Genomic DNA, 21,378 nt, shown 5'->3' with positions numbered 1-21,378 from the left:
GGGATGGGTCAGGGACGGCTGGTCAGATAGCCGCCCATGGACGTGAAGTACTCCGTCGCGGGCACTTCACGGCCGTCCTCGGTGCGTACGCGGGTGATGGCCAGACCGTGGTTGCGGCCGGTCCGGGCGTCGGATCCGGCGACGATCACCACGCCCTCGCCCTCGCGGTAGAAGACGCGGCCGGGCGTTCCCCCGTACCGGCCCTCGGAGACCACCGCGGCGAGCACCTCGATGCGCCTGCCCCTGTGGAAGGTGAAGGCGCTGGGGTACGGCTCGGACTGGGCGCGGACCAGGCGTTCGAGGTCTTCGGCGGGCCAGTTCCAGTCGATGCGGATGTCCTCGGCCGCGCGCTTGTGGAAGAAGCTCGCCTGTGAGCGGTCCTGCTTGGTGAACTCCGTCCGTCCCGCGGCGATGAGGTCCAGTGCGCCGATGGTGACCGGGCCGATGAGGTCGACGGTCTTGTGGAAGAGGTCGGTCGCGGTGTCCGTGGGGCCGACCGCGACCGCCTCCTGCCGGACGATGTCACCCGCGTCCAGTTCGTCGTTCATCATGTGCGCGGTGACGCCGACTTCGGGCTCGCCGTTGATCAGCGCCCAGATCAGCGGGGAGAAGCCGGCGTACTTCGGCAGCAGGGAGTCGTGGATGTTCAGCGTGCCGTGGCGTGGGAGACCGAAGACGCGCGGGGGGATCCACGTCCGCCAGTTGTTGGCCACGATGATGTCCGGGTCGGCCTCCTGGAGGCGTGCGAACAGCTCGTCGTCGTCGGGCCGGTTGCGGATCAGCACCGGGACGCCCCGTGCCTCGGCGAGGTCTGCGACGGAGTCGCTCCAGATCTTCTCGTACGCGTGCTCGCTCCTGGGGTGCGTCACCACCAGGACCACGTCGTGCTCGGAGTCCAGCAGGGCTTGCAGGGTGCGGTGCCCCCAGGTCTGGTACCCGAACATGACGACCCGCATGTGTTCCTCCTTGGTGCAGGGAATGACGAGTGCTCAGTAAAGCGAGGCTTGCCTAAGTATGCAACAGCGCGATGCGGCAGCCCTGTTGGTGGTCGTGTCGACCGAGTCGTGTGTGCCGTGCCCTATCGACAGTCGTGCGAGATGAGCTTAGGCTCACCTAAATTACGGCGGGCCGCCCTGTTCGGTGTGCCCGGACTTCGTATTCCCTCGCGACTTCAGGCGGCTTCCCCCCGCACGATCGGAGTGACATGTCTCAGGTTCAGCCTGGCGACTCACCGCAGGTCCTCGACCTCATCGGCATCGGCTTCGGTCCGTCCAACGTGGCCATGGCGATCGCGCTCAGCGAGCACGACGCGGACGCTGGAAGCCAACAGCCGGTCACAGCACACTTCTTCGAGCAGCAGCCACGTTTCGGATGGCACCGCGGGATGCTGATCGACGACGCGACGATGCAGGTGTCCTTCCTCAAGGACCTCGTGACGCTCCGGAACCCGGCCAGCGAGTTCAGCTTCCTCTGCTACCTGCAGAGCAGGGGGCGTCTGGTCGACTTCATCAACCACAAGAACCTCTTCCCCCTCCGGGTCGAGTTCCACGACTACTTCGAGTGGGCGGCGGCCAAGGTCGGGGAGATGGTCTCCTACGGCCACGAGGTCGTCGGGGTCACACCGGTCGTGGACGACGGCGGAGCCGTGCGGTACCTGGACGTGACGGTCCGTTCGGACGAAGGGCTCACGGTCCACCGGGCCCGCAACGTCGTCATCGGGACGGGGCTGCGGCCCCTCATGCCCGAAGGGGTGGAGCGCGGTGACCGCGTCTGGCACAACTCCGAACTGCTGGCGAAGGTCGAGGGGCTGGAGGGTGCCTCGCCCTCCCGCTTCGTCGTCGTGGGCGCCGGACAGAGTGCCGCCGAGAACGTCGCCTACCTGCACCGCCGGTTCCCCGAGGCCGAGGTCTGCGCGGTCTTCTCCCGATACGGCTACAGCCCCGCCGACGACAGCGGCTTCGCCAACCGGATCTTCGACCCGGGCGCGGTCGACGAGTACTTCGCCGCACCCGGGAACGTCAAGCGCAGGCTGATGGACTACCACGGGAACACCAACTACTCCGTGGTGGACATCGACCTGATCGACGACCTCTACCGTCAGATGTACCAGGAGAAGGTCCTCGGCACCGAGCGGCTCCGCTTCCTCAACGTGTCCCGTCTCGCCGCCGTCGAGGAGAAGCCGGACACCGTCCACGCCACGGTGACGTCCCTCGTCACGGGAGAGGAGACCGTCCTGGACGCCGACATCGTGGTGTTCGCCACCGGCTACAGCCCCGTCGACCCGCTCGGCCTCCTCGGTGAGGCCGCCGGCCACTGCCTGCGCGACGAGGAGGGCCGGGTGCGCGTCGAGCGCGACTACCGCATCGCGACCGGGTCCGATCTGAGCTGTGGCATCTATCTGCAGGGCGGCACCGAGCACACGCACGGCATCACCTCGGCGCTGCTGTCCAACACGGCGATCCGGGTCGGCGAGATCCTGGACTCGCTGCTCGCCCGGGGCGTCAAGGCCACGTCCGACGAGGCCCGGCTGGTGGCGGACGCCTCCTAGCCCGGCTCGCACCGCACCCGGCTCGCACCGCACCCGGTTCCGCCGGGCGCGGGACGCGCCGCCCGGTCCGGTGAACAGGGAAGGGCCCGATCCCACGGGCCCTTCCCCACGGGGCCAGGGTGCCCAACTCCCCCTGAAAAGCCGGAAGATCAAGGGATATCGTACGTCGACATGAGCACGACTGCAGTGGAGCGCCCCGCCTCCAGGGGCGCGACGGAAGCCCGTCGAAGACGGGTGGTGGGCCTGGGCGCGCTGGTGGCGGTCCTCATGGTCGGCGCGGTCGCCTCCCTGGCCGTCGGCGCCCGCGCCTTGAGTCCCGCCGAGGTGTGGCAAGGGCTCTTCGCCGCGCCGGACCCCGACCGGCGTCTCACCGAGATCCGGCTGATCGTGCAGACGGTGCGGGTGCCCCGGACCGTGCTGGCGATCGTCGCAGGCGTCGCCCTGGGCATCGGCGGGGCGTTGATCCAGGGCTACACACGGAACCCGATCGCGGACACCGGCCTGCTGGGCGTGAACTCGGGTGCCTCGTTCGCCGTGGTGACGGGGATCGCCGTGTTCGGCTTCACCTCTCCCTTCCAGTACGTCTGGTTCGCGTTCCTGGGGGCGGCGGCCGCCGGCGTCGTCGTGTTCGGGCTGTCGAGCATCGGGCGGGGCGCGGGCAACCCGCTCACCCTCGCACTGGCCGGTCAGGGGGTCACGGTGTTCCTCGCGGCGATGACGACGGCGATCGCTCTGTCGGACCTTAAGTCGCTGAACGCGCTGCGGTTCTGGAACGCGGGCTCGGTGGCCGGCGTCGGCTTCGACGTCATCGGGCCGGTGAGCGTGTTCATCGCGGCCGGGGTCGTGCTGGCCCTCATCACGCTGCCCTCGCTCAACCTGCTCGACCTGGGGGACGACGTGGCGCGCGGGCTGGGTGTGAACATCGCGCTGAGCCGGACCGTCGGCATCGTCGCCATCACACTGCTGGCGGGCGCGGCGACCGCCGCGTGCGGCCCCATCGCCTTCCTCGGGCTGATGGTCGCCCATGTGGCCCGCCACTTGACCGGGCCGGACTACCGCTGGCTGGTGCCGTACGCGGGCCTCCTCGGAGCCGTCGTCCTGCTGGTCTGCGACATCGTGGGGCGCCTCGTGGTGCGGCCGGGCGAGCTGGACCCGGGTGTCGTCGTCGCCCTGCTCGGCGCCCCGTTCTTCGCGGCGCTCGTCCGGCGAGGAAAGTTCAGGAGCGCATGAACGGCACGGATGTGAAGCGGCCCGTGGCGCCCGGCGTACGGCTGGGTACGGTGTCCTTCGTCTGGCGGCCCTGGCTCGTGTCCGTCACGCTGCTGCTGGCGGCGGCCACCTTCCTGGTGTTCTGCCTGTCCGTCGGCGTCGGTGACTTCCCCATCGGCCTTCCGCGGGTGATCGCCACCGTCTTCGGCCGCGGTGAACAGGTCGACGAGTTCGTCATCATGGACCTGCGGATGCCGCGCGCCCTGGCCGGACTCCTCGTGGGCCTCGCCCTGGGGGTCTCCGGGGCCATCACGCAGTCCATCGCCCGCAATCCGCTGGCCAGTCCGGACATCCTGGGAATCACCGGTGGGGCGGGTGTCGTCGCGGTGTTCCTGGTGACGGCCTCGGGCGGGACGGCCGCAGCGGTCGTCAGCACCGTGGGTCTGTCGGCGGCGGCACTCGCCGGCGGCCTCGGGGCGGGCCTGCTGGTGTACTTCCTGGCGTGGCGGCGGGGAATCGACGGGTTCCGGCTCATCCTCATCGGCATCTCGGTGACCGCCGTGACCGAGGCGCTCACGACGTGGCTGCTCGCCACCGCCGACATCAGGGACGTGGCACGGGCCCAGGCATGGCTGGTCGGTTCCCTGGACAACCGTTCCTGGGACGAGGTCCGGGTGGTGTTCTGGTGCTCGCTCGTCCTCCTGGCGGTCGTGACGGCCGCCGCGTTCCAGTTCAGGCCCCTGCATCTCGGTGACGAGGTCGCCGCCGGGCTGGGCGTCCGGTTCTCGAGGGTGCGGGCGGTCCTGCTGCTGTGCGCGGTCCTGCTGGCCGCCGCGGCGGTCGGTGCCGCGGGCCCGGTCCCCTTCGTGGCCCTGGTGGCCCCACAGGTGGCGTTGCGTCTGGCGAGGCGCCCCACACCGCCCTTGGTGGCCTCCGGGCTGGTGGGCGCCCTGCTGCTGATCGGCGCGGACCTGACCGCGCGCTCGGCGCTGCCGCTCACCCTTCCGGTCGGTGTGGTCACCGCCGCGATCGGGGGGCCCTTCCTCGTGTATCTGCTGGTGCGGTCGAACCTCAGACAGTGACGGCGCCCGGCTGACGAAGACGACTGTACGAACCGGACGACGGAGGACCTGTGAGCGCTCAGCACAGCACGAAGACGGATTCCGCGGCCCGTGACGTCCCTCGGCTGGCCGCCAGGGACGTGACGGTCGGATACGGCGGCCGGACCGTCATCGACGGTCTCGACGTGACGGTGCCGGCCGGGCTGATCACCACGATCATCGGCCCCAACGGCTGTGGCAAGTCGACCCTGTTGCGTACCCTCACACGGCTGCTCAGGCCCACCTCGGGAGCGGTCGTCCTGGACGGGGAGGACATCGCCGGTCTGAGGACCAGGGACGTGGCCAAGAAGCTCGGCCTCCTGCCCCAGGGTCCCGTCGCGCCGGAAGGCCTGACGGTGGCCGACCTGGTCGCGCGAGGGCGCCACCCGCACCAGAGCTGGCTGCGGCAGTGGTCGTCCGACGACGCCTCCGTCGTGGAGCGCGCGCTGGCCATGACCGGGGTGTCCGAGCTGGCCGACCGGCCCGTGGACTCGCTGTCGGGCGGACAGCGCCAGCGCGTCTGGATATCGATGACACTGGCTCAGGGCACCGACCTCCTGCTGCTGGACGAACCGACCACCTACCTGGACCTGGCGCACGCGATCGACGTGCTCGACCTGGTGGACGACCTGCACGAGTCCGGCCGCACCGTGGTCATGGTGCTGCACGACCTCAACCTCGCCACCCGGTACAGCGACAACCTCGTCGTCATGCGGGCGGGTTCGATCCTGGCGCAGGGACACCCGCGCGACGTGGTCACGGCCGAGTTGCTGCACGAGGCCTTCGGGCTGAAGGCCAAGGTGATCGACGACCCGGTGGGGGACCGTCCGCTCATCGTGCCCATCGGGCGGACCCATGTGCAGCTCAACTGAGTTACGGGTAAGGGAAACAGGGCCAGTTAGGCTAGGCTAACCTCACTCGGTATGGGTAAGGTTTGGCTGCCCTCGGACGGGGTGTAGCGGACAGCGCGAAAGCAGGGGATTCACGGATGCTCTTCCACAGATCGGCGTTTCCGGAGCAGGGGCGGCGGCTGGCGGCAACCCTCGCCGCGGTGACGCTCGGCGTCGGCCTCCTCGCGGGATGCGGTTCCGGCACGGAGGACGGGACGAGCGACAAGGCCCCCGCGGCCGCGTCCGGAGCGTTTCCGGTGACCGTGGAGCACGCCTTCGGATCCACGGAGGTCACCAAGGCTCCCGAACGGGTCGTCTCCGTCGGCTACACCGACGACCAGGCCGTCCTCGCGCTCGGCATCAAGCCGGTCGGCATGGTCGACCAGTACCCGAACCCGGCCGGCACGTCCCCCGACATCAACACCCAGTGGCCCTGGGTGAAGGACAAGTGGGGGGACACCCGTCCCGAGGTCGTGATGAGCAACGGCGACTCCGGCCCCAACTACGAGAAGATCGCCGCCCTCAGGCCCGACCTGATCATCGCGGTCTACTCCGAGATCGACCAGGCCGCCTACGACAAGCTCTCCAGGATCGCCCCGACCGTGGGCCGCACCAAGGCCGAGAAGGAACTCTTCAGCGCACCCTGGCAGGACAACGCGGTCCACATCGCCAAGGCGCTCGGCAAGGAGGACGAGGGCACCGCGCTGGTGAAGGGCATCCAGGGCAAGCTGGACGCCGCAGCCGAGGCGCACCCGGAGTTCGCCGGGCAGACAGCCGTCGCGCTGTCCTGGTACGAGGACTCGGTCGCCCCGTTCACCACGACCGACGTACGCGGACGGCTGGTGACGGGCATCGGCTTCAAGGGGGCGACGAAGATCGACGAGATCGCCGGCGACTCGTTCTACACCAAGCTCTCCCCCGAGCGCATGGACCTGATCGACGTCGACCGCGTCTTCGTCATCAACGACAAGGCCGACCAGGACGCACTGAAGAAGTTCGAGCTGTTCACCAACCTGTCCGCCGTCAAGGCCGGAAAGGTGTCGTACATGCTCGACAGCGAGGGTCCGGCGGTCGGCGCTGCGATGTCCCAGGGAACCCTCCTGTCCCTGCCGTACGCGATCGACGAGCTCGTCAAGTCGGTCGAGCAGTGAGGTCCGTCGCCCGCGCCCGCCGTCGGCCCGGCCCGGTTCCCGAGTGAGCGGCACGGACACCCGCGTCGCCCCCGCCGCCACACTGCGCACGGCGGCCGGGGGCGAGTCCACCCGGTGGGTCGCCGCGCGCTGCCGTGAGGTGCCGTGGCTGACGGCGGCCACCGTGTTCACCACGGTGGCGGGGGCGGCGCTCCAGGTGCTTCCGGTACTCCTGCTGGGCCGGGTGGTCGACGGCGTGCTCGAGGGCGACGGGCGCTCGGTCCTGGTCACGACCGCGATCCTGATGGGAGCCGCCGCGCTGCTCGGCGCGGCGGCCACCGCGGTGTCGACGTACCTGATCGGACGGCTCGGCGCGGATCTCCTCGCCCAGCTGCGGGAAGCCGCCGTCCGGGCGGTGCTCGGGATGCCCAGCGCACGGATCGAGCAGGTGGGCCGAGGAGACGTGCTGTCCCGGGTCGGCGACGACGTCGCCGTGCTCTCCCGGGGCATCCGCACGGCCGTCCCCACGGTGTTCTCGGCGGGTGTGCTCGTCGCCATCGCCACGGTCGGCATGTTCGGACTCGACTGGAGACTGGGACTGGCGGGCGCCGGAGCGCTGCCCGCCTACGCATTCGCCCTGTGCTGGTACCTGCCCCGGTCGGCTCCCCTGTACCAGCAGCAGAGAGTGGCCCAGGCCGACCGCGCCCAGGCGCTGATCAGCGGCCTGAACGGCATCGACACCGTCCGGGCATACCGCCTGGAGGGCGCGTTCCGCGAGCAGGTCACCGACAGGTCGTGGCGGGTGCGCGAGCTCGGCATCCAGGTCTTCCGCGTCTTCGGCCGCTTCGTCGGCAGGGAGAACCGCGCCGAGTTCATCGGGCTGGTCCTGATCCTCGTGGTGGGGTACGTCCTGCTGGAGACCGGCGCCGCGACCCTGGGCGACGTATCGGCGGCGCCGCTCATGTTCCACCGGCTGTTCACCCCCCTCGGCGCCATCATGTTCACCTTCGACGAGGCACAGAAGTCGGGCGCGAGCCTCACCCGGCTGGTCGGCGTGCTGGGGGAGTCCTCGCAGGACCGGCTGGTGGGCGACGCCCCCGTGGCGACCGGGAGGCCCGTGCCGCACCCGGTGACGGTGGAAGGACTCACCTTCGCCTACCCCGGCGCCGAGGAACCGGTCCTTCGGGACGTCAGCCTGTCGATCCCGGCCGGCGGATCGCTCGCCCTGGTCGGAGCGACAGGCGCGGGCAAGTCGACGCTGGCCGCGCTGATCGCGGGCATCGGGACCCCGCAGGCAGGATCGGTGCGCATCGGACCGCACGACCTCGCCGGGCTCGACGAGGCGGGCGCGCGGGCGCTGGTGAGCATCCTGACGCAGGAGACACACGTGTTCTCCGGCCCGCTCGCCGACGACCTGCGGCTGTCCGCGCCCCGGGCGACGGACACCGAGCTGATGGACGCCCTGCGCACCGTCGGAGCCGGCCCCTGGGCCGACGAACTCCCCGACGGGCTGGACACCACCGTCGGTGAGGGCGGCGCACGCCTGGACGTCACGAAGGTCGCCCAGATCGCCCTGGCCCGGCTGGCGCTGAACCAGGCGGGCGTGGTGGTCCTCGACGAATCGACCGCGGAGGCCGGCAGCGAGGGCGCCGCCGAGCTGGAGAGGTCGGTCCAGGCCGCGTGCTCCGGCCGGACCACGCTGTTCGTGGCGCACCGGCTCACCCAGGCGATGGCGGCGGACCGCATCGCCGTGCTGGACGCGGGACGCGTGGTGGAACAGGGAACCCACGAGGAACTGGTCGCCCTGGGCGGACGGTACGCACGCCTGTGGCGCGCCTGGCGCGAGGGCAGTTAGGCACACCCCCGAGTTGGGACTCCTCCCACTCTCATACGCTGGAAGGACGACGAGTCTCCGATGACGGATCCCACTGCTCGCACCGTGCTGCTTTCCGCCGCGAGTCTGGACGACGTACGCAGGCGGACCGGGGACCACTCCGACCGTACGATCACCGAGGCGTGCGCCATCGGGCTGGCCTACTGGGCGACGGGCATCTGCCCCGAGGGCATCGACCTCACCCCCGCCACCCTGTTCACCGACGTGCTCCGGTGGGTCGGCGACGGCGGCACCGCGCCCGCCGGCTGGGAGGTCGGAGCGGACGGCCGGAGCATCCGGGCCTCCGAGGACGTGCTGCCGCCCGACGCGCAACTCGCGCTGGACGACCTGGCCGACTTCCCGGACCGGCCGGTCGGCTCCATCGCTCCCGTCGGTGCGGCAGCGCGGATCAAGGCCCTGAGCGAGTGGAACGACACCGGGGCCGACCGGCACCGTCCGACCGTCGTCGAGTTGTTCCAGGAGCAGGCCCGGACCAGGCCGGACGCCGTCGCGATCGTCGACGAGCACCGGTCACTGACGTACCGGGAGACGGCGGAGCTCTCGGCGCAGCTGGCGCACCACCTGATCGAACGCGGGCTCACCGCCGAGCAGGTCGTCGGGATATCGCTCGCCCGGTCCGCCGACATGGTGGTCGGGCTGCTCGCGGTGCTGCGGGCCGGCTGCGCGTTCGTGCCGCTCGACCCGGCGTGGCCCGCGGAGCGCAGGGCCGTCGTCGTCGAGGACGCCCGTATCGTGCTGCAGCTCAACGACTCGGGCGAGCACCGGGACGGCGAACCGGCGGCCGTCGCCGTCGACCTCGGCGACTGGCGGTACCACTCCCACCCGACCGGGCCCACGGGCGTCACCGTCCCCGGATCCGCCCTCGCGTACGTGATCTTCACGTCCGGTTCGACAGGGCGCCCCAAGGGCGCCATGATCCGGCACGAGGCCATCAGCGAGCGCCTGCTGTGGCAGTCGCAGGAGATCCTCGGCTTCGGCCACGACGACGCGTCACTGTTCAAGGCACCGCTGTCCTTCGACATCTCCGTCAACGAGATCTTCCTGCCGCTCGTCCGCGGCGGCCGGCTCGTCGTCCTGCGCCCCGGCGGCGAACGCGACCCCCAGCACCTGCTGAGTGTGCTGTCCGAACAGCGCGTCACCTTCACGTACCTCGTGTCGTCCATGCTGGACGTCCTGCTGGAGATGACCGGCGACTCCGGGCGGCTGGACAGCCTGCGGCACGTCTGGTGCGGCGGCGAGGTGCTGACACCCGAGCTGTACGAACGCTTCCGCACCCGCCTCGACATCCCCATGTACCACGGCTACGGCCCCGCCGAGACGACGATCGGCGTCTCGCACGTCATCTACCGGGGTGAGGCGGAACGCCTGTCGACGTCGATCGGCAAGGCCAACCCCAACACCCAGCTGTACGTCCTCGACGACGAACTGCGCCCGGTCCCCGTCGGGGTGGGCGGCGAGCTCTACGTGGGCGGGTTCCTCCTGGGGCGCGGCTACGTCAACGCCCCAGGTCTGACGGCCTCCCGGTTCGTCGCGAACCCCTTCGCGGCGGACGGGTCCCGGCTGTACCGGACCGGTGACCTCGCGCGGTTCGCCCCGGACGGGTCGCTGGACTTCCTCGGCCGGGCCGACAACCAGATCAAGATCCGCGGGATGCGGCTGGAGACGGAGGACGTCGAGGCGGGGCTCGGCGAGCACCCCTCCGTGCGGCACACCTGCGTCGTCGCGAAGAAGAACACGGCGGGCGGCACCTACCTGGTGGGCTACGTCATCCCCGCCACCGGCAGCGAGGATCTGCGGGGGGACGAGGTCGCGGCGTGGGCGGCCGAGCACATGGTGGAGTACATGGTGCCCGCCCACATCGTCGTGCTGAAGGAGTTCCCGCTCACCGCGAACGGCAAGACCGACCGGGCGGCGCTCCCCGAGCCCCGCGTCGGGGCCGGCCCCCTCGTCCCGCCCTCCACCGAGAACGAGCGAGCGGTGTGCGAGGCGGTCGCGACCGTCCTGCGACTCGACGAGGTCGGGGCCGACCAGGACTTCTTCCGGCTCGGAGGGGACAGCATCCTGGCGATCTCGCTGCTGAGCGCACTGCGCGCCGCGGGTCTCCATGTCACGGCACGCCAGATCTTCACCCACAGCGTCGTGGGGGCGCTCGCCGCCGTCGTGTCCCGGGAGGACGCCTCCACGGGGGCACAGGACGACGACGTGGCGACCGGCCCCGTCGTCGGATCGCCCGTCGTGCAGTGGCTCGGCGAGACCACGGACGCCATCGACGGCTTCGTGCAGTCGGTCGTGCTGAACACCCCGGCGGACCTGACCCCCGACGCCCTCGACGCGATCCTCGGCGCGGTCACCGCGAGGCACGACATGCTGCGCGCCCGGCTGGTCCGCGGCGAGCGCTGGAGCTTCGACATCCCGGAGGCAGGCCCGACCGCCCCGGTATGGCAGGAGAGCGGTCTGCCGCTCGACGCCTGCGTGGCGCTCGCCACGGGCGGGCTCGACCCCGAGCACGGAGCGATGCTGCGCGCCGTCTGGCGCCGTGAGGCCCGTGAACTCGTCGTGGTCGTGCACCACGTGGTCGTCGACGGGGTGTCCTGGCGGATCCTCATGGAGGATCTGGCCACCGCCTGGCAGCAGTTCGCGGCAGGCACGCCCATCGGGCTCCCGCCGGTGGGCACCTCCTTCCGGCGCTGGACCCAGGTGCTGGAGGGCGTCGACTTCGAGGCGGACCGTGCCGCTCTCGAGCGCCCCCTGCCCGGGGCCGACCACCCCGTGGGCCGGCGCGCGCTGTCCGAGGCCGACACCGTCGCACGGGAACGCACCCGGACGGTCACCGTGGGCCCGGAGGCCACCGCGGCGCTGCTGGGGGAGACACCCGCGAAGTTCCACGCGGGCGTCAACGACGTGCTGCTGACCGGACTCGCCGTCGCCCTCGCCCGGTGGCGCCGCGACCTCGGACAGGACCAGACCTTCGCCCACATCGAGCTCGAGGGACACGGCCGCGAAGCACGGTTCGTGGCGGACGGCGCCGGCTTCGAGCCCGAACTGTCCCGGACCTTCGGATGGTTCACCACTCTGTTCCCGGTGGTCGTGGACCCGGGAGCGACGGCCGACCCCACCGGCCCCGCGTATCTGGCCGCCGCGCTCAAGGCGGTCAAGGACGACCTCGCCCGGGTGCCGGGCAACGGGCTCCCCTACGGCGCCCTGCGGTACCTGACCGGCACCGGTCTCGACACCCCGGCCCCCCAGGTGCTGTTCAACTACCTGGGCCGCTTCGACTCGGGCACGGGTGGGGACTGGCAGTTCGCCGGCGCCGCCGGGCAGCTTGGTGAGAAGCGCGACCCGTCGATGCGCCTGCCGCGGGCCCTCGAGTTCAACGTGATCGCCGAACCCGCCTCGAACGGCGCGTACGAGCTCGTCACCACCGTCTCCTGGCCCGACGGAATGTTCACCGACGAGGACACCGCGGCCATCTGCGGCTACCTGCACGACGCCCTCACCGGGCTGGCCGCCCTCGACCAGGGAGGGCACTCACCCGGCGACTTCCCGCTGGTACGGCTCACCCAGGGCGACGTGGACGCCCTGGACGGCCCGGAACTGCTGGACATCCTCCCCCTGACCCCGCTGCAGGAGGGCCTCTACTTCCACTCGGTCTTCGACGGCGACCCGTCGGGCAGCTACGTCGAGCAGCAACTGCTCACGCTGGAGGGCGAGGTGGACGCCGACAGGCTCGCGGCGGCGGCGACCCGGCTGCTCACCCTCTACCCGAACCTGGCGGCACGCTTCGTCGCCCTCGCCGACGGCCGGGTGGTCTCCGTACTGGAGAGCGGGGTGGAGGCGCCCTTCACCACGCTGGACCGCCCCGGAATCACCGAAGCCGGGATCCACGAGTACGCCGAGCGGGACCGCCGCGCCGGGTTCGACCTGGCCACCGGCCCGCTCACGCGGTACACGCTCGTCCGAGGCGGTCCCGGCGGCGACGTGCTGGTGCAGACCGTGCACCACATCGTCGCCGACGGCTGGTCGGTCCCGCCGATGCTCCGTGCCCTGCTGGCCGAGTACCACGCACCGGGCAGCCTGTATCCGCTCGGCGGCTTCCCCGACCACGTACGCCGGCTCGCCGGGCTCGACGACGAGGAGAGCGACCGGGTCTGGCGCGAACAGCTCGCCGGCCTGCCGGGCCCCTCCCTGGTCGCCGACGGCCACACCCCCTCCGACCGGTTCGCCGACACCGCGGTGGTCCCGGAGTACGACATCGACGCGGCGGTCCGCTCGGCCGGCGTGCCTCTGAGCGTGGCGGTGCACAGCGCCTGGGCCGTGACACTGGGAGGCATCCTGCAGGGCAGGGACGTGGTGTTCGGTTCCACCGTGTCCGGCCGCGACGCGGAACTCCCCGGCATCGAGGACATGGTGGGGCTGTTCATCAACACCGTCCCGCTGCGGGCGCGTTGGACCGGCACCACCCGGGCCCGCGACCTCTTGGCCTCGGTGCGGGAGCACCAGAGCGCGGTGCTGGCGCACCAGCACGTCTCCCTGGCGGGGATCGCCCGCCAGGCGGGCGTGGGCGCCCTGTTCGACACCCTGGTCGTCTTCGACATGGCGACCGACGTGGAGGCACTGCGGCGACCCGGCGACGAGGTCGTCGTCACCGGCATCGTGAACGAAGGCGCCCCCCACTACCCGCTGACCCTGGTCGTGGAACGCACCCCCGACGGCCGGGCGCGCTTCAACCTGATCCACGACGGGGACCTGCTGCGTGAAAAGGGCGCCCGCGCGATCCTCGACACGTTCACCCGGACCCTGACCGGCCTGCTCACCCGCCCGGAGGCCCTCGTCGACGACCTGGCGCCCGACGCCGGCCGGAGCCCCGCGCCCTTCGCTCCGACGACGCTGGGCGGGCTGTTCGACGCCGCGGCCGGACGCGACCCCGCGGCCACCGCCGTCACCCACTGCGCCCTGGACGGCGGAACCCGGTCCCTGACCTACGGCCGACTGGCGTCCGCGAAGGACGAGCTGGCCTCGGCCCTGCGCGCGGCCGGAGTCGGCCCGGGCAGCCGCGTCGCCGTCGCCGTCCCACGCTCCCTGGACCAGGTCGTCGCCCTGGTGGCGATCGTCAGCGCGGGCGGAGCGTACGTACCCCTGGACCTGGCTTACCCGGACGAGCGACTCGGGTACATCCTCACCGACGCCGCTCCGCAGGTGGTCCTCGTGGACCGTGACCAGCGGGACCGCTTCACGGCGCTGCTGGACCGGGGGACAGGGCCCTCGGCCCGGGTGCTCGTGCTGGGGGAGGAGCTTCCCCCGGGGGCCGAACCGCAGGGCGGCCAGCCGGCGGCCGGCCGGCACGACCCCGCGTACGTCATCTACACGTCCGGATCGACCGGCCGGCCGAAGGGCGTCGTCGTCCCGCACTCGAGCGTGGTGTCACTGCTCACGAACACGCGGCCCGACATGGGCTTCGGCCCGCACGACGTGTGGGTCCAGTTCCACTCCTACTCCTTCGACTTCGCGGTCTGGGAGCTGTGGGGCGCACTCGCGCACGGCGGTGAACTGCTGATCCCCGACTACGGACTGACCCGCTCCCCGGTCGACTTCCACCGGCTCGTCCGCGAGCGCGGAGTGACCGTGCTCAACCAGACGCCCTCGGCCTTCTACCGGTTCGTCGAGGCCGACCGGCACGCCGGCGGGCCCGCGACCGCGCTGCGCCGGATCATCTTCGGGGGCGAGACGCTGGACGTCGCACGGCTCCGCGGCTGGGTGGAGCGGCACGGCACCGCCTCGCCCGAGCTGGTCAACATGTACGGCATCACGGAGACCACCGTCCACGTCACCCACCGGGTGCTCACCGACGAGGACTTCGCGCGGGACGTCAGTCCCGTCGGCGGCCCTCTCCCCGGCCTCGCCACCCACGTGCTGGACGACCGGCTCCGGCCCGTGCCCCCGGGCCGGGTGGGCGCCGTCTACGTCGCCGGCGACCAGGTCTCCCTCGGCTACCTCGGCCGTCCCGGGCTCACCTCCGGCCGGTTCGTCGCGAACCCCTTCGCGGGCGACGGCTCCCGCATGTACCACACCGGTGACCTCGCCCGGCGCACCCTGGACGGGGATCTGGAGTTCGTCGGCCGCGCCGACGACCAGGTACAGCTCAAGGGGTTCCGCATCGAGCTCGGCGAGGTGGAGTCCGCGATCAGGGAGCTCGACGGCGTCGACGACGTGGCCGTCACGGTGGCCGGGAGCGGCGACCACCTGGTCGCGCACGTCGTGGGCGGGGTGCCCGACGACCTCCCGGACCGCCTGTCCGCGAAACTGCCCGCCCACATGGTGCCGGGCAGGGTGATCGAGGCCGACGTCCTGCCGCTGACGGTCAACGGGAAGCTGGACCGCGGGGCGCTGACCGAGCGCGCCGCGCAGGAGGCCGCACCGGTGGAGCCGGGCGACTCCGCGCTCCCCCTGCTCGTCGACATCTTCGCCGGGGCGCTGCCCGGGTCCCCGGCCGTCGACGGTGACACCGACTTCTTCACGGCCGGCGGCGACAGCATCGTCGCCATCACCGTGATCAACCGGGCCAGGGCACTCGGCCTGTCGATCGCCCCGCGCGACGTGTTCCTGTTCAGGACACCGCGCGCGCTCGCCGGGCACCTCGCCTCGCGCGCACCGCGGCCCGCCGAGGCCGCACCCGCCCCCGCTCCCCGCGAGGACGGGCCGCTCACACCCACGCCGATCATCCTGCGCCAGCGCGAACTGGGCGGCTCCCTGGCCGGATTCGCCCAGGCCAGAACCGTGCGGGTGCCCGAGAGCACCGGGTTCGCGGAGATCGGCCGCGCGGCGGAGAAGGTCGTCGCCGCGCACCCGGCGCTCCGGCTTCGGCTCCACGTGCACCACGGCGTATGGGCGCTGCGTACCGAGCCCGCCCGCGAGGTCACCGTCGTGCGGACGGACAGCACCGACGCGACGGCCGTCGCGAACGACGCGGCCGCCCGCCTCGACCCGGAGTCCGGCGAGGTCATTGCGTTCTCGTGGCTGGAGCCGAGCCGGACCCTGGTGGTCACCGTCCACCACCTCGCCGTCGACTCCGTGTCCTGGCTGATCCTGCTCGACGACCTGGACACCCTTCTGCGCGGGGGCACCCTCCCCCCGCCGACCACGTCCTACGCCGAGTACGCCGAAGCCCTGAGCACCCGCGCCACCCAGGCCACCGACGACCTGGACCACTGGGTCACCACCCTCCGGGCTCCCCGGCTGCTGCCCGCGATCGGCGGGACTCGCGAGACCACGGTCGTGCTGACGCCCGAGGTGAGCGACCGGCTGACGCGTACCGCGCCCGCCGCCCTCGGTATCGGCCCGACGGAACTGCTGTGCGGCGCGCTCAGGACGGCCCTGACCCACGTCCAGCCCTCGCCCACCGACCTCGCCGTCGAGCTGGAACGGCACGGCCGGGTCCCGGCGCTCGATCACCACGACTACTCCCGCACGGTCGGCTGGTTCACCTCCATCGCGCCCCTGCGGCTCACCGCGCACACCGACCCCCTGGCGGCGGCACGCGAGGTGGCACAGCGCCAGCCTGACGAGCGCGGGCACGTCACCTACGGCCAACTCCGCCACCTCAACCCGCAGACGGCCCCCCTGCTGACGGCCCGACCGCAGGTGCTCTTCAACTACCTCGGCCGGGGCAGCGAGTCCCGGGCGCTGCGTCTCACCGAGCCGGACCAGGACAGCCCGTACGCCGTCGAGGTCAACGCGTGGACCGACGACACCGGGAGCCTGCGCGCGGTCTTCTCCCTCGCCGACGGCGTCCCCGACGCGATCACCGGGCACTGGCGCGACGCCCTGCACCGTCTCGCGGAGGTCTCCGTCACGGCCGAGCGCACGGCACCCGTCACCCCGCTCCAGCGGGGCCTGTTCTTCCAGGCACAGATGGCCGGCACCGCCGGACACTACGTCGCGCAGAGCTACTTCACCTTCGACCGCCCACTGGACACCGACGCGCTGGCCGAGGCGATGGCGTACGTCATCGCGCGGCACCCCGTCGTCGGTGCCGGCTTCGGCACCGACGACGACGGGAACCCCGTCCAGCTCCTCACCACGGGCCGACGCGTCGACGTCCGTACGGTCGAGGCGCTGACGGAGGCGGACGTCGACGCCCTGCGCGCCCGGGACCGTGACACCGGATTCGACCCGGGCGAGCCGCCGCTGGTCCGGATGACCGTCGTACGGCTGCCCGGCGGCCGGGACGGTCTGCTGCTGAGCTACCACCTGCTGCTGTGGGACGGCTGGTCCCGGGAGATCCTGCTCCGCGACCTCTTCGACGCCTACCGTGCGGTCCTTGCGGGTGAGACACCGGACGCGGCACCGGCGACACCCGGCTTCGAGGACTACGCCCGCGTCCTCGACGCCAGGGACTCCGCGGTGTCGGAGCGCTTCTGGGCGGGGCACCTCGCCGGACTCACCGGCCCGACCCTCCTCGCGGGACCGGAGCCGTCCCTGACGGAAGAGCTGCCGCGTGCGCTCGTGCACACCCTGTCCGTCGAAGGGTCCGACCTCCTGCGGGCGGCGGCCAGGACCCACGGGGTCACCCTGAACACGGTCCTGACCGGTGCGTTCGGGCTCCTGCTGGGCGCGCACACGGGCCGGAGCGACGCCGTGTTCGGCGTGACCGTCTCCGGACGCGAGGGCGAAGGCCTGTCCGACATCGTCGGCGTGCTGCTCAACACCGTCCCGATGTGGACGCGGGCACGACCCGGCGACACCGTCGGGGAGTACCTCTCGTCCGTCCAGGCGGCCAGGGTCGAGGCCATGGAGCACGAGCACCTGGGGCTCGGCGAGATCCAGCGGGCCAGTGGGCACGGAAGCCTGTTCGACAACCTGTTCGTGCTCCAGAACTTCCTGGACATGGACGCGTTCGCCGAGATGAACGCCCGGCACGGGATCACCTCGGTGAAGGCCGACGACTCGACGCACTACCCGTTCACCTGGGTCGTCACGCCCGGCGAGCGCCTCACCGTCAAGCTGGAGCACCGCGACGACGACACCGGCAACGCCCGCCGGCTCCTCGACGACTACCTGCGCGTGCTCGACGACCTGGCCCGCGCCACCGGACCGGTCGGCGCGCTGCGCGGCCTCGGTCCGGAGCCCGAGCCCTCGGCGCACACGGACATCGGCACGGACACCGTGGTCGACCGGTTCGACCGGGCGGCCGACCGGGATCCGCAGCGGGTCGCCCTCGTCGCGCACGGTTCCGCCATGACGTTCGCCCAGCTCCGAGACCGCAGCCGCGCGGTGGCCGGCGTACTCACCCGGCGGGGCATCGGACCCGAGACGACCGTGGGCCTGGCGATCCCGCGTTCCCTCGACTCGATCGTCGCGCTGTTCGCCGTGCTGCGGGCCGGCGCCGCCTACGTGCCGCTGGAGCTCGACCACCCGGACGAGCGCATCGCCGCGATCGTCGACGCAGCCCGCCCGGACGTGATCCTCACGGTCAGCTCGGTGTCACCCCGACTGACCGGCGACCTCGTCGAACTCGACCGGCCCCTGCCGGAGGCCGCACCGTACACGACGTTCGCACCGGACTCCCCGGACCGCCTGCGGCACCCCGCGTACACGATCTACACCTCGGGATCGACCGGGAAGCCCAAGGGCGTCGTCACCGAGTACGCGGGTCTCACCAACATGCTGATCAACCATCAGCGCCGCATCTTCGAGCCGGTGCTCGCGCAGCACGGCCACCGCGTCTTCCGCATCGCGCACACCGTGTCGTTCGCGTTCGACATGTCGTGGGAGGAGCTGCTGTGGCTCGCCGACGGCCACGAGGTGCACATCTGCGACGAGGAACTGCGCCGCGACGCCCCCAGACTGGTCGCGTACTGCGCCGAGCACGCGATCGACGTCGTCAACGTGACGCCCACCTACGCACAGCAACTCGTCTCCGAAGGCCTCCTCGACGACCCCGCGCGGCGGCCGGCCCTGGTGCTGCTCGGCGGCGAGGCCGTCACCCCCACGCTGTGGCAACGGCTCGCGGAGACGGAGGGAACGGCCGGCTACAACCTCTACGGGCCGACCGAGTACACCATCAACACCCTCGGCGTCGGCACCTTCGAGTGCCAGGACCCGGTGGTGGGCGTCGCGATCGACAACACCGACGTGTACGTACTCGACCCATGGCTGCGGCCCCTTCCCGACGGCGTCCCCGGCGAGCTGTACGTGTCGGGCATCGGCATCGCCCGCGGCTACCTCGGACAGCCCGCCCAGACCGCCGACCGGTTCGTCGCGTGCCCGTTCGGCGAGCCCGGCGGGCGCATGTACCGCACCGGGGACCTGGTGTCCCGACGGCCCGACGGGAACCTGGTGTACCTCGGCCGCACCGACCAGCAGGTCAAGATCCGGGGCCACCGGGTCGAACTGGGCGAGGTGGAGGCCGCGTTCGCCACCCACCCGGCGGTCCGGTTCGTCGCCGCGGTCGCCCAGCCCGACCCGCAGGTCGACGGCTCCCACCGGCTCGCCGCCTACCTCGTGCTGAGCGGCTCCGACTTGGCGACGGTCGCCGCCGAGGTCGGCGGCGGGCTGCCGGACTTCCTGCGCCCGACGCACTACGCCCAGGTCGACGGCATCCCCCTCACCGTGAACGGGAAGGCCGACACCAAGGCCCTGCCCGAGGCCAGGCCGCTCGGCGTGCTGACCACGGTGGGCGAACGCGGCCCGGAGACCGGAACGGAGACGGCGGTCTGCGAGTTCTTCGCCGAGGCACTCGACCTGGACGACGACGAGGTGAGCGCGGTCAGCGACTTCGCGGCCCTCGGCGGGCACTCCATGCTGGCGGTGCGGCTCATCGGGCTGCTCCGCCGGGAGTACGGTCCTGTGGTCACCATCCGTGATCTGCTCACCCTTCGAACCCCGGAAGCGATTGCCCGCCACCTTGATGACAACTCCTGACGTGCAGCGCCGCCGCCCCGGCGCAGGCATCCTCCGCACCGCCCTGCGCCGCAACTCCGGCGCGGTCGCCCGGGGGACCGTCCTCATGGGCCTCTACCAGGCGGGGGAGACCGCCTTCCCCATCGCGCTCGGACTGATCGTCGAGCACACCATGCGGGACCGGAGCCTCGGCTCGCTCGGCCTGTCGATCGCGGCCCTGGCCGTCATCATCACGACCGTGTCGCTGTCGTGGCGCTTCGGCATGCGTGTGCTGCAGAAGGCCAACACGACCGAGGCGCACCGCTGGCGTGTCGAGGTGGCGGCCTGCGGCCTCCAGCCGGTGGCCAGGGACGTCGACGTCAAGTCCGGCGAGGTCCTGACCATCGCCACCGAGGACGCCGACCAGACCGCCGACATCGTCGAGGTGGTCCCGCTGCTGATCAGCTCGCTGGTCGCGGTGGTGGTGGCGTCCGTCGCCCTGGGCACGGCCGACCTGCGGCTCGGACTGCTGGTGATCGTGGGAACCGTCGGGATCCTGTCGGTCCTGAGCGTGATGTCCCGGCGCATCGGCTCCAGCACGCGTGAACAGCAGGCCCGCGTGGCACGGGCGGGCGCCAAGGTCGCCGACCTGATCACCGGGCTGCGCCCGCTCCACGGCTTCGGCGGCAACCACGCGGCGTTCCTCTCCTACCGGAAGGTCAGCACCGAGGCGAAGCACCAGGCGATCACCGTGGCCCGGGTGAACGGCGTCTACGCGGGCACCGCGCTGGCCCTCAACGCGGTGCTCGCCGCCGCCGTGACCCTGACGGCGGGGTGGCTGGCGTACGGAGGCCGGATCACCATCGGAGAACTCGTCATGGCCGTGGGCCTGGCGCAGTTCATCATGGAACCGCTCAAGATGTTCTCCGAGATGCCCAAGTACGTCATGATGGCGCGCGCCTCGGCCGACCGGATGGCCCTCGTGCTCGCCGCGCCCCCACCGACCTCCCCGGGCCGGGAACGCCCGGCCCCCGGCGGAGACCTCGAGATCGACGGTGTCCGCCACGGGACGCTGCGAGGACTCCGGTTCACGGTCCACGCAGGGGAGTTCGTGGCCGTCGCCGCCTACCAGCCGCGCGCGGGCGCGGACCTCGCCGCGGTCCTCGGCGTGAACGTCCCGCCGCAGGCCTACGAGGGGGCGGTGCGGCTCGGCGGACGGGAGATCGCGGACCTCTCCGTCGAGGCCCTCCGCGAGCACCTCCTGGTGAACCCGTACGACGGGGAGATCTTCGAGGGCAGCCTCCGTACGAACATCGATCCGTCGGGGACCAGCCCGATGGTCCCCGAGGCCGTGGAGGCGTCCCTCCTGACCGATGTCGTCGCCCTCCACCGCGAGGGACTCGACCACGGTGTCCGCGATCGTGGCGCGAACCTGTCCGGGGGGCAGCGCCAACGGCTGTCGCTGGCCCGCGCCCTCGCCGCCGACTCCGACGTCCTGGTCCTGCACGACCCGACCACAGCGGTCGACGCGGTCACCGAACAGCTCATCGCGCGCAACATCGCGAAGCTGCGCAAGGGCCGCACCACCCTCGTGATCACCAGCAGTCCCGCCCTGCTGGACGCCGCCGACCGTGTGCTCGTGCTCGACGACGGCGCCGTCACGGCCGAGGACACACACCGCCGCCTCCTCGCCACCGACGAGGAGTACTGCAGAGCCGTCGCCCGGTGA

At 71.8% G+C, this 21,378-nt stretch carries 9 protein-coding genes; 8 read left to right on the top strand and 1 reads right to left on the bottom strand.

Features of this window, described 5'->3' with window-relative positions; translation table 11 throughout:
- Nucleotides 1-8: 8 nt before the first annotated feature.
- Nucleotides 9-956 carry a methionyl-tRNA formyltransferase gene (locus tag LWJ43_RS01590; RefSeq protein ID WP_277330447.1) on the bottom strand — a complete coding sequence of 316 codons (948 nt, stop codon included), beginning with the start codon at nt 954-956 and terminating at the stop codon, nt 9-11.
- A gap of 248 nt (nt 957-1,204) precedes the next feature.
- Between LWJ43_RS01590 and LWJ43_RS01585 the strand changes: the two genes are divergently transcribed.
- The 8 genes from LWJ43_RS01585 (at nt 1,205) to LWJ43_RS01550 (ending at nt 21,378) form a co-directional block, all read left to right on the top strand.
- Nucleotides 1,205-2,548: a lysine N(6)-hydroxylase/L-ornithine N(5)-oxygenase family protein gene (locus tag LWJ43_RS01585; protein WP_277330446.1), complete on the top strand. Its 1,344-nt coding sequence runs from the start codon at nt 1,205-1,207 to the stop codon at nt 2,546-2,548.
- Nucleotides 2,549-2,719: 171 nt separating this feature from the next.
- Nucleotides 2,720-3,778: a FecCD family ABC transporter permease gene (locus tag LWJ43_RS01580; protein ID WP_277330445.1), complete on the top strand. Its 1,059-nt coding sequence runs from the start codon at nt 2,720-2,722 to the stop codon at nt 3,776-3,778.
- Nucleotides 3,775-4,839, top strand: a complete 1,065-nt coding sequence (locus tag LWJ43_RS01575) for a FecCD family ABC transporter permease (RefSeq protein WP_277330444.1) — start codon at nt 3,775-3,777, stop codon at nt 4,837-4,839. The genes LWJ43_RS01580 and LWJ43_RS01575 overlap by 4 nt, the downstream gene beginning before the upstream one ends.
- Nucleotides 4,840-4,889: 50 nt before the next feature.
- Nucleotides 4,890-5,729, top strand: coding sequence for an ABC transporter ATP-binding protein (locus LWJ43_RS01570; protein ID WP_277330443.1), 840 nt, complete (start codon nt 4,890-4,892; stop codon nt 5,727-5,729).
- Between the two features lie 116 nt (nt 5,730-5,845).
- On the top strand, nt 5,846-6,898 hold the full coding sequence (locus LWJ43_RS01565) for an iron-siderophore ABC transporter substrate-binding protein (protein WP_277330442.1): 1,053 nt from the start codon (nt 5,846-5,848) through the stop codon (nt 6,896-6,898).
- 43 nt (nt 6,899-6,941) lie between these two features.
- Complete coding sequence (locus LWJ43_RS01560) at nt 6,942-8,732, top strand: ABC transporter ATP-binding protein (RefSeq protein WP_277330441.1); 1,791 nt, start codon at nt 6,942-6,944, stop codon at nt 8,730-8,732.
- A gap of 60 nt (nt 8,733-8,792) precedes the next feature.
- Nucleotides 8,793-19,691, top strand: a complete 10,899-nt coding sequence (locus LWJ43_RS01555; RefSeq protein WP_277330440.1) for a non-ribosomal peptide synthetase — start codon at nt 8,793-8,795, stop codon at nt 19,689-19,691.
- Nucleotides 19,678-21,378, top strand: coding sequence for an ABC transporter ATP-binding protein (locus LWJ43_RS01550; protein WP_277330439.1), 1,701 nt, complete (start codon nt 19,678-19,680; stop codon nt 21,376-21,378). Before LWJ43_RS01555 ends, LWJ43_RS01550 begins: the two co-directional genes overlap by 14 nt.

This window comes from Streptomyces sp. JH34, assembly GCF_029428875.1.
GTDB lineage: Bacteria > Actinomycetota > Actinomycetes > Streptomycetales > Streptomycetaceae > Streptomyces.
Note: the sequence above shows the minus strand (reverse complement) of the source record. Positions and strands in the feature narration are given on the sequence as shown.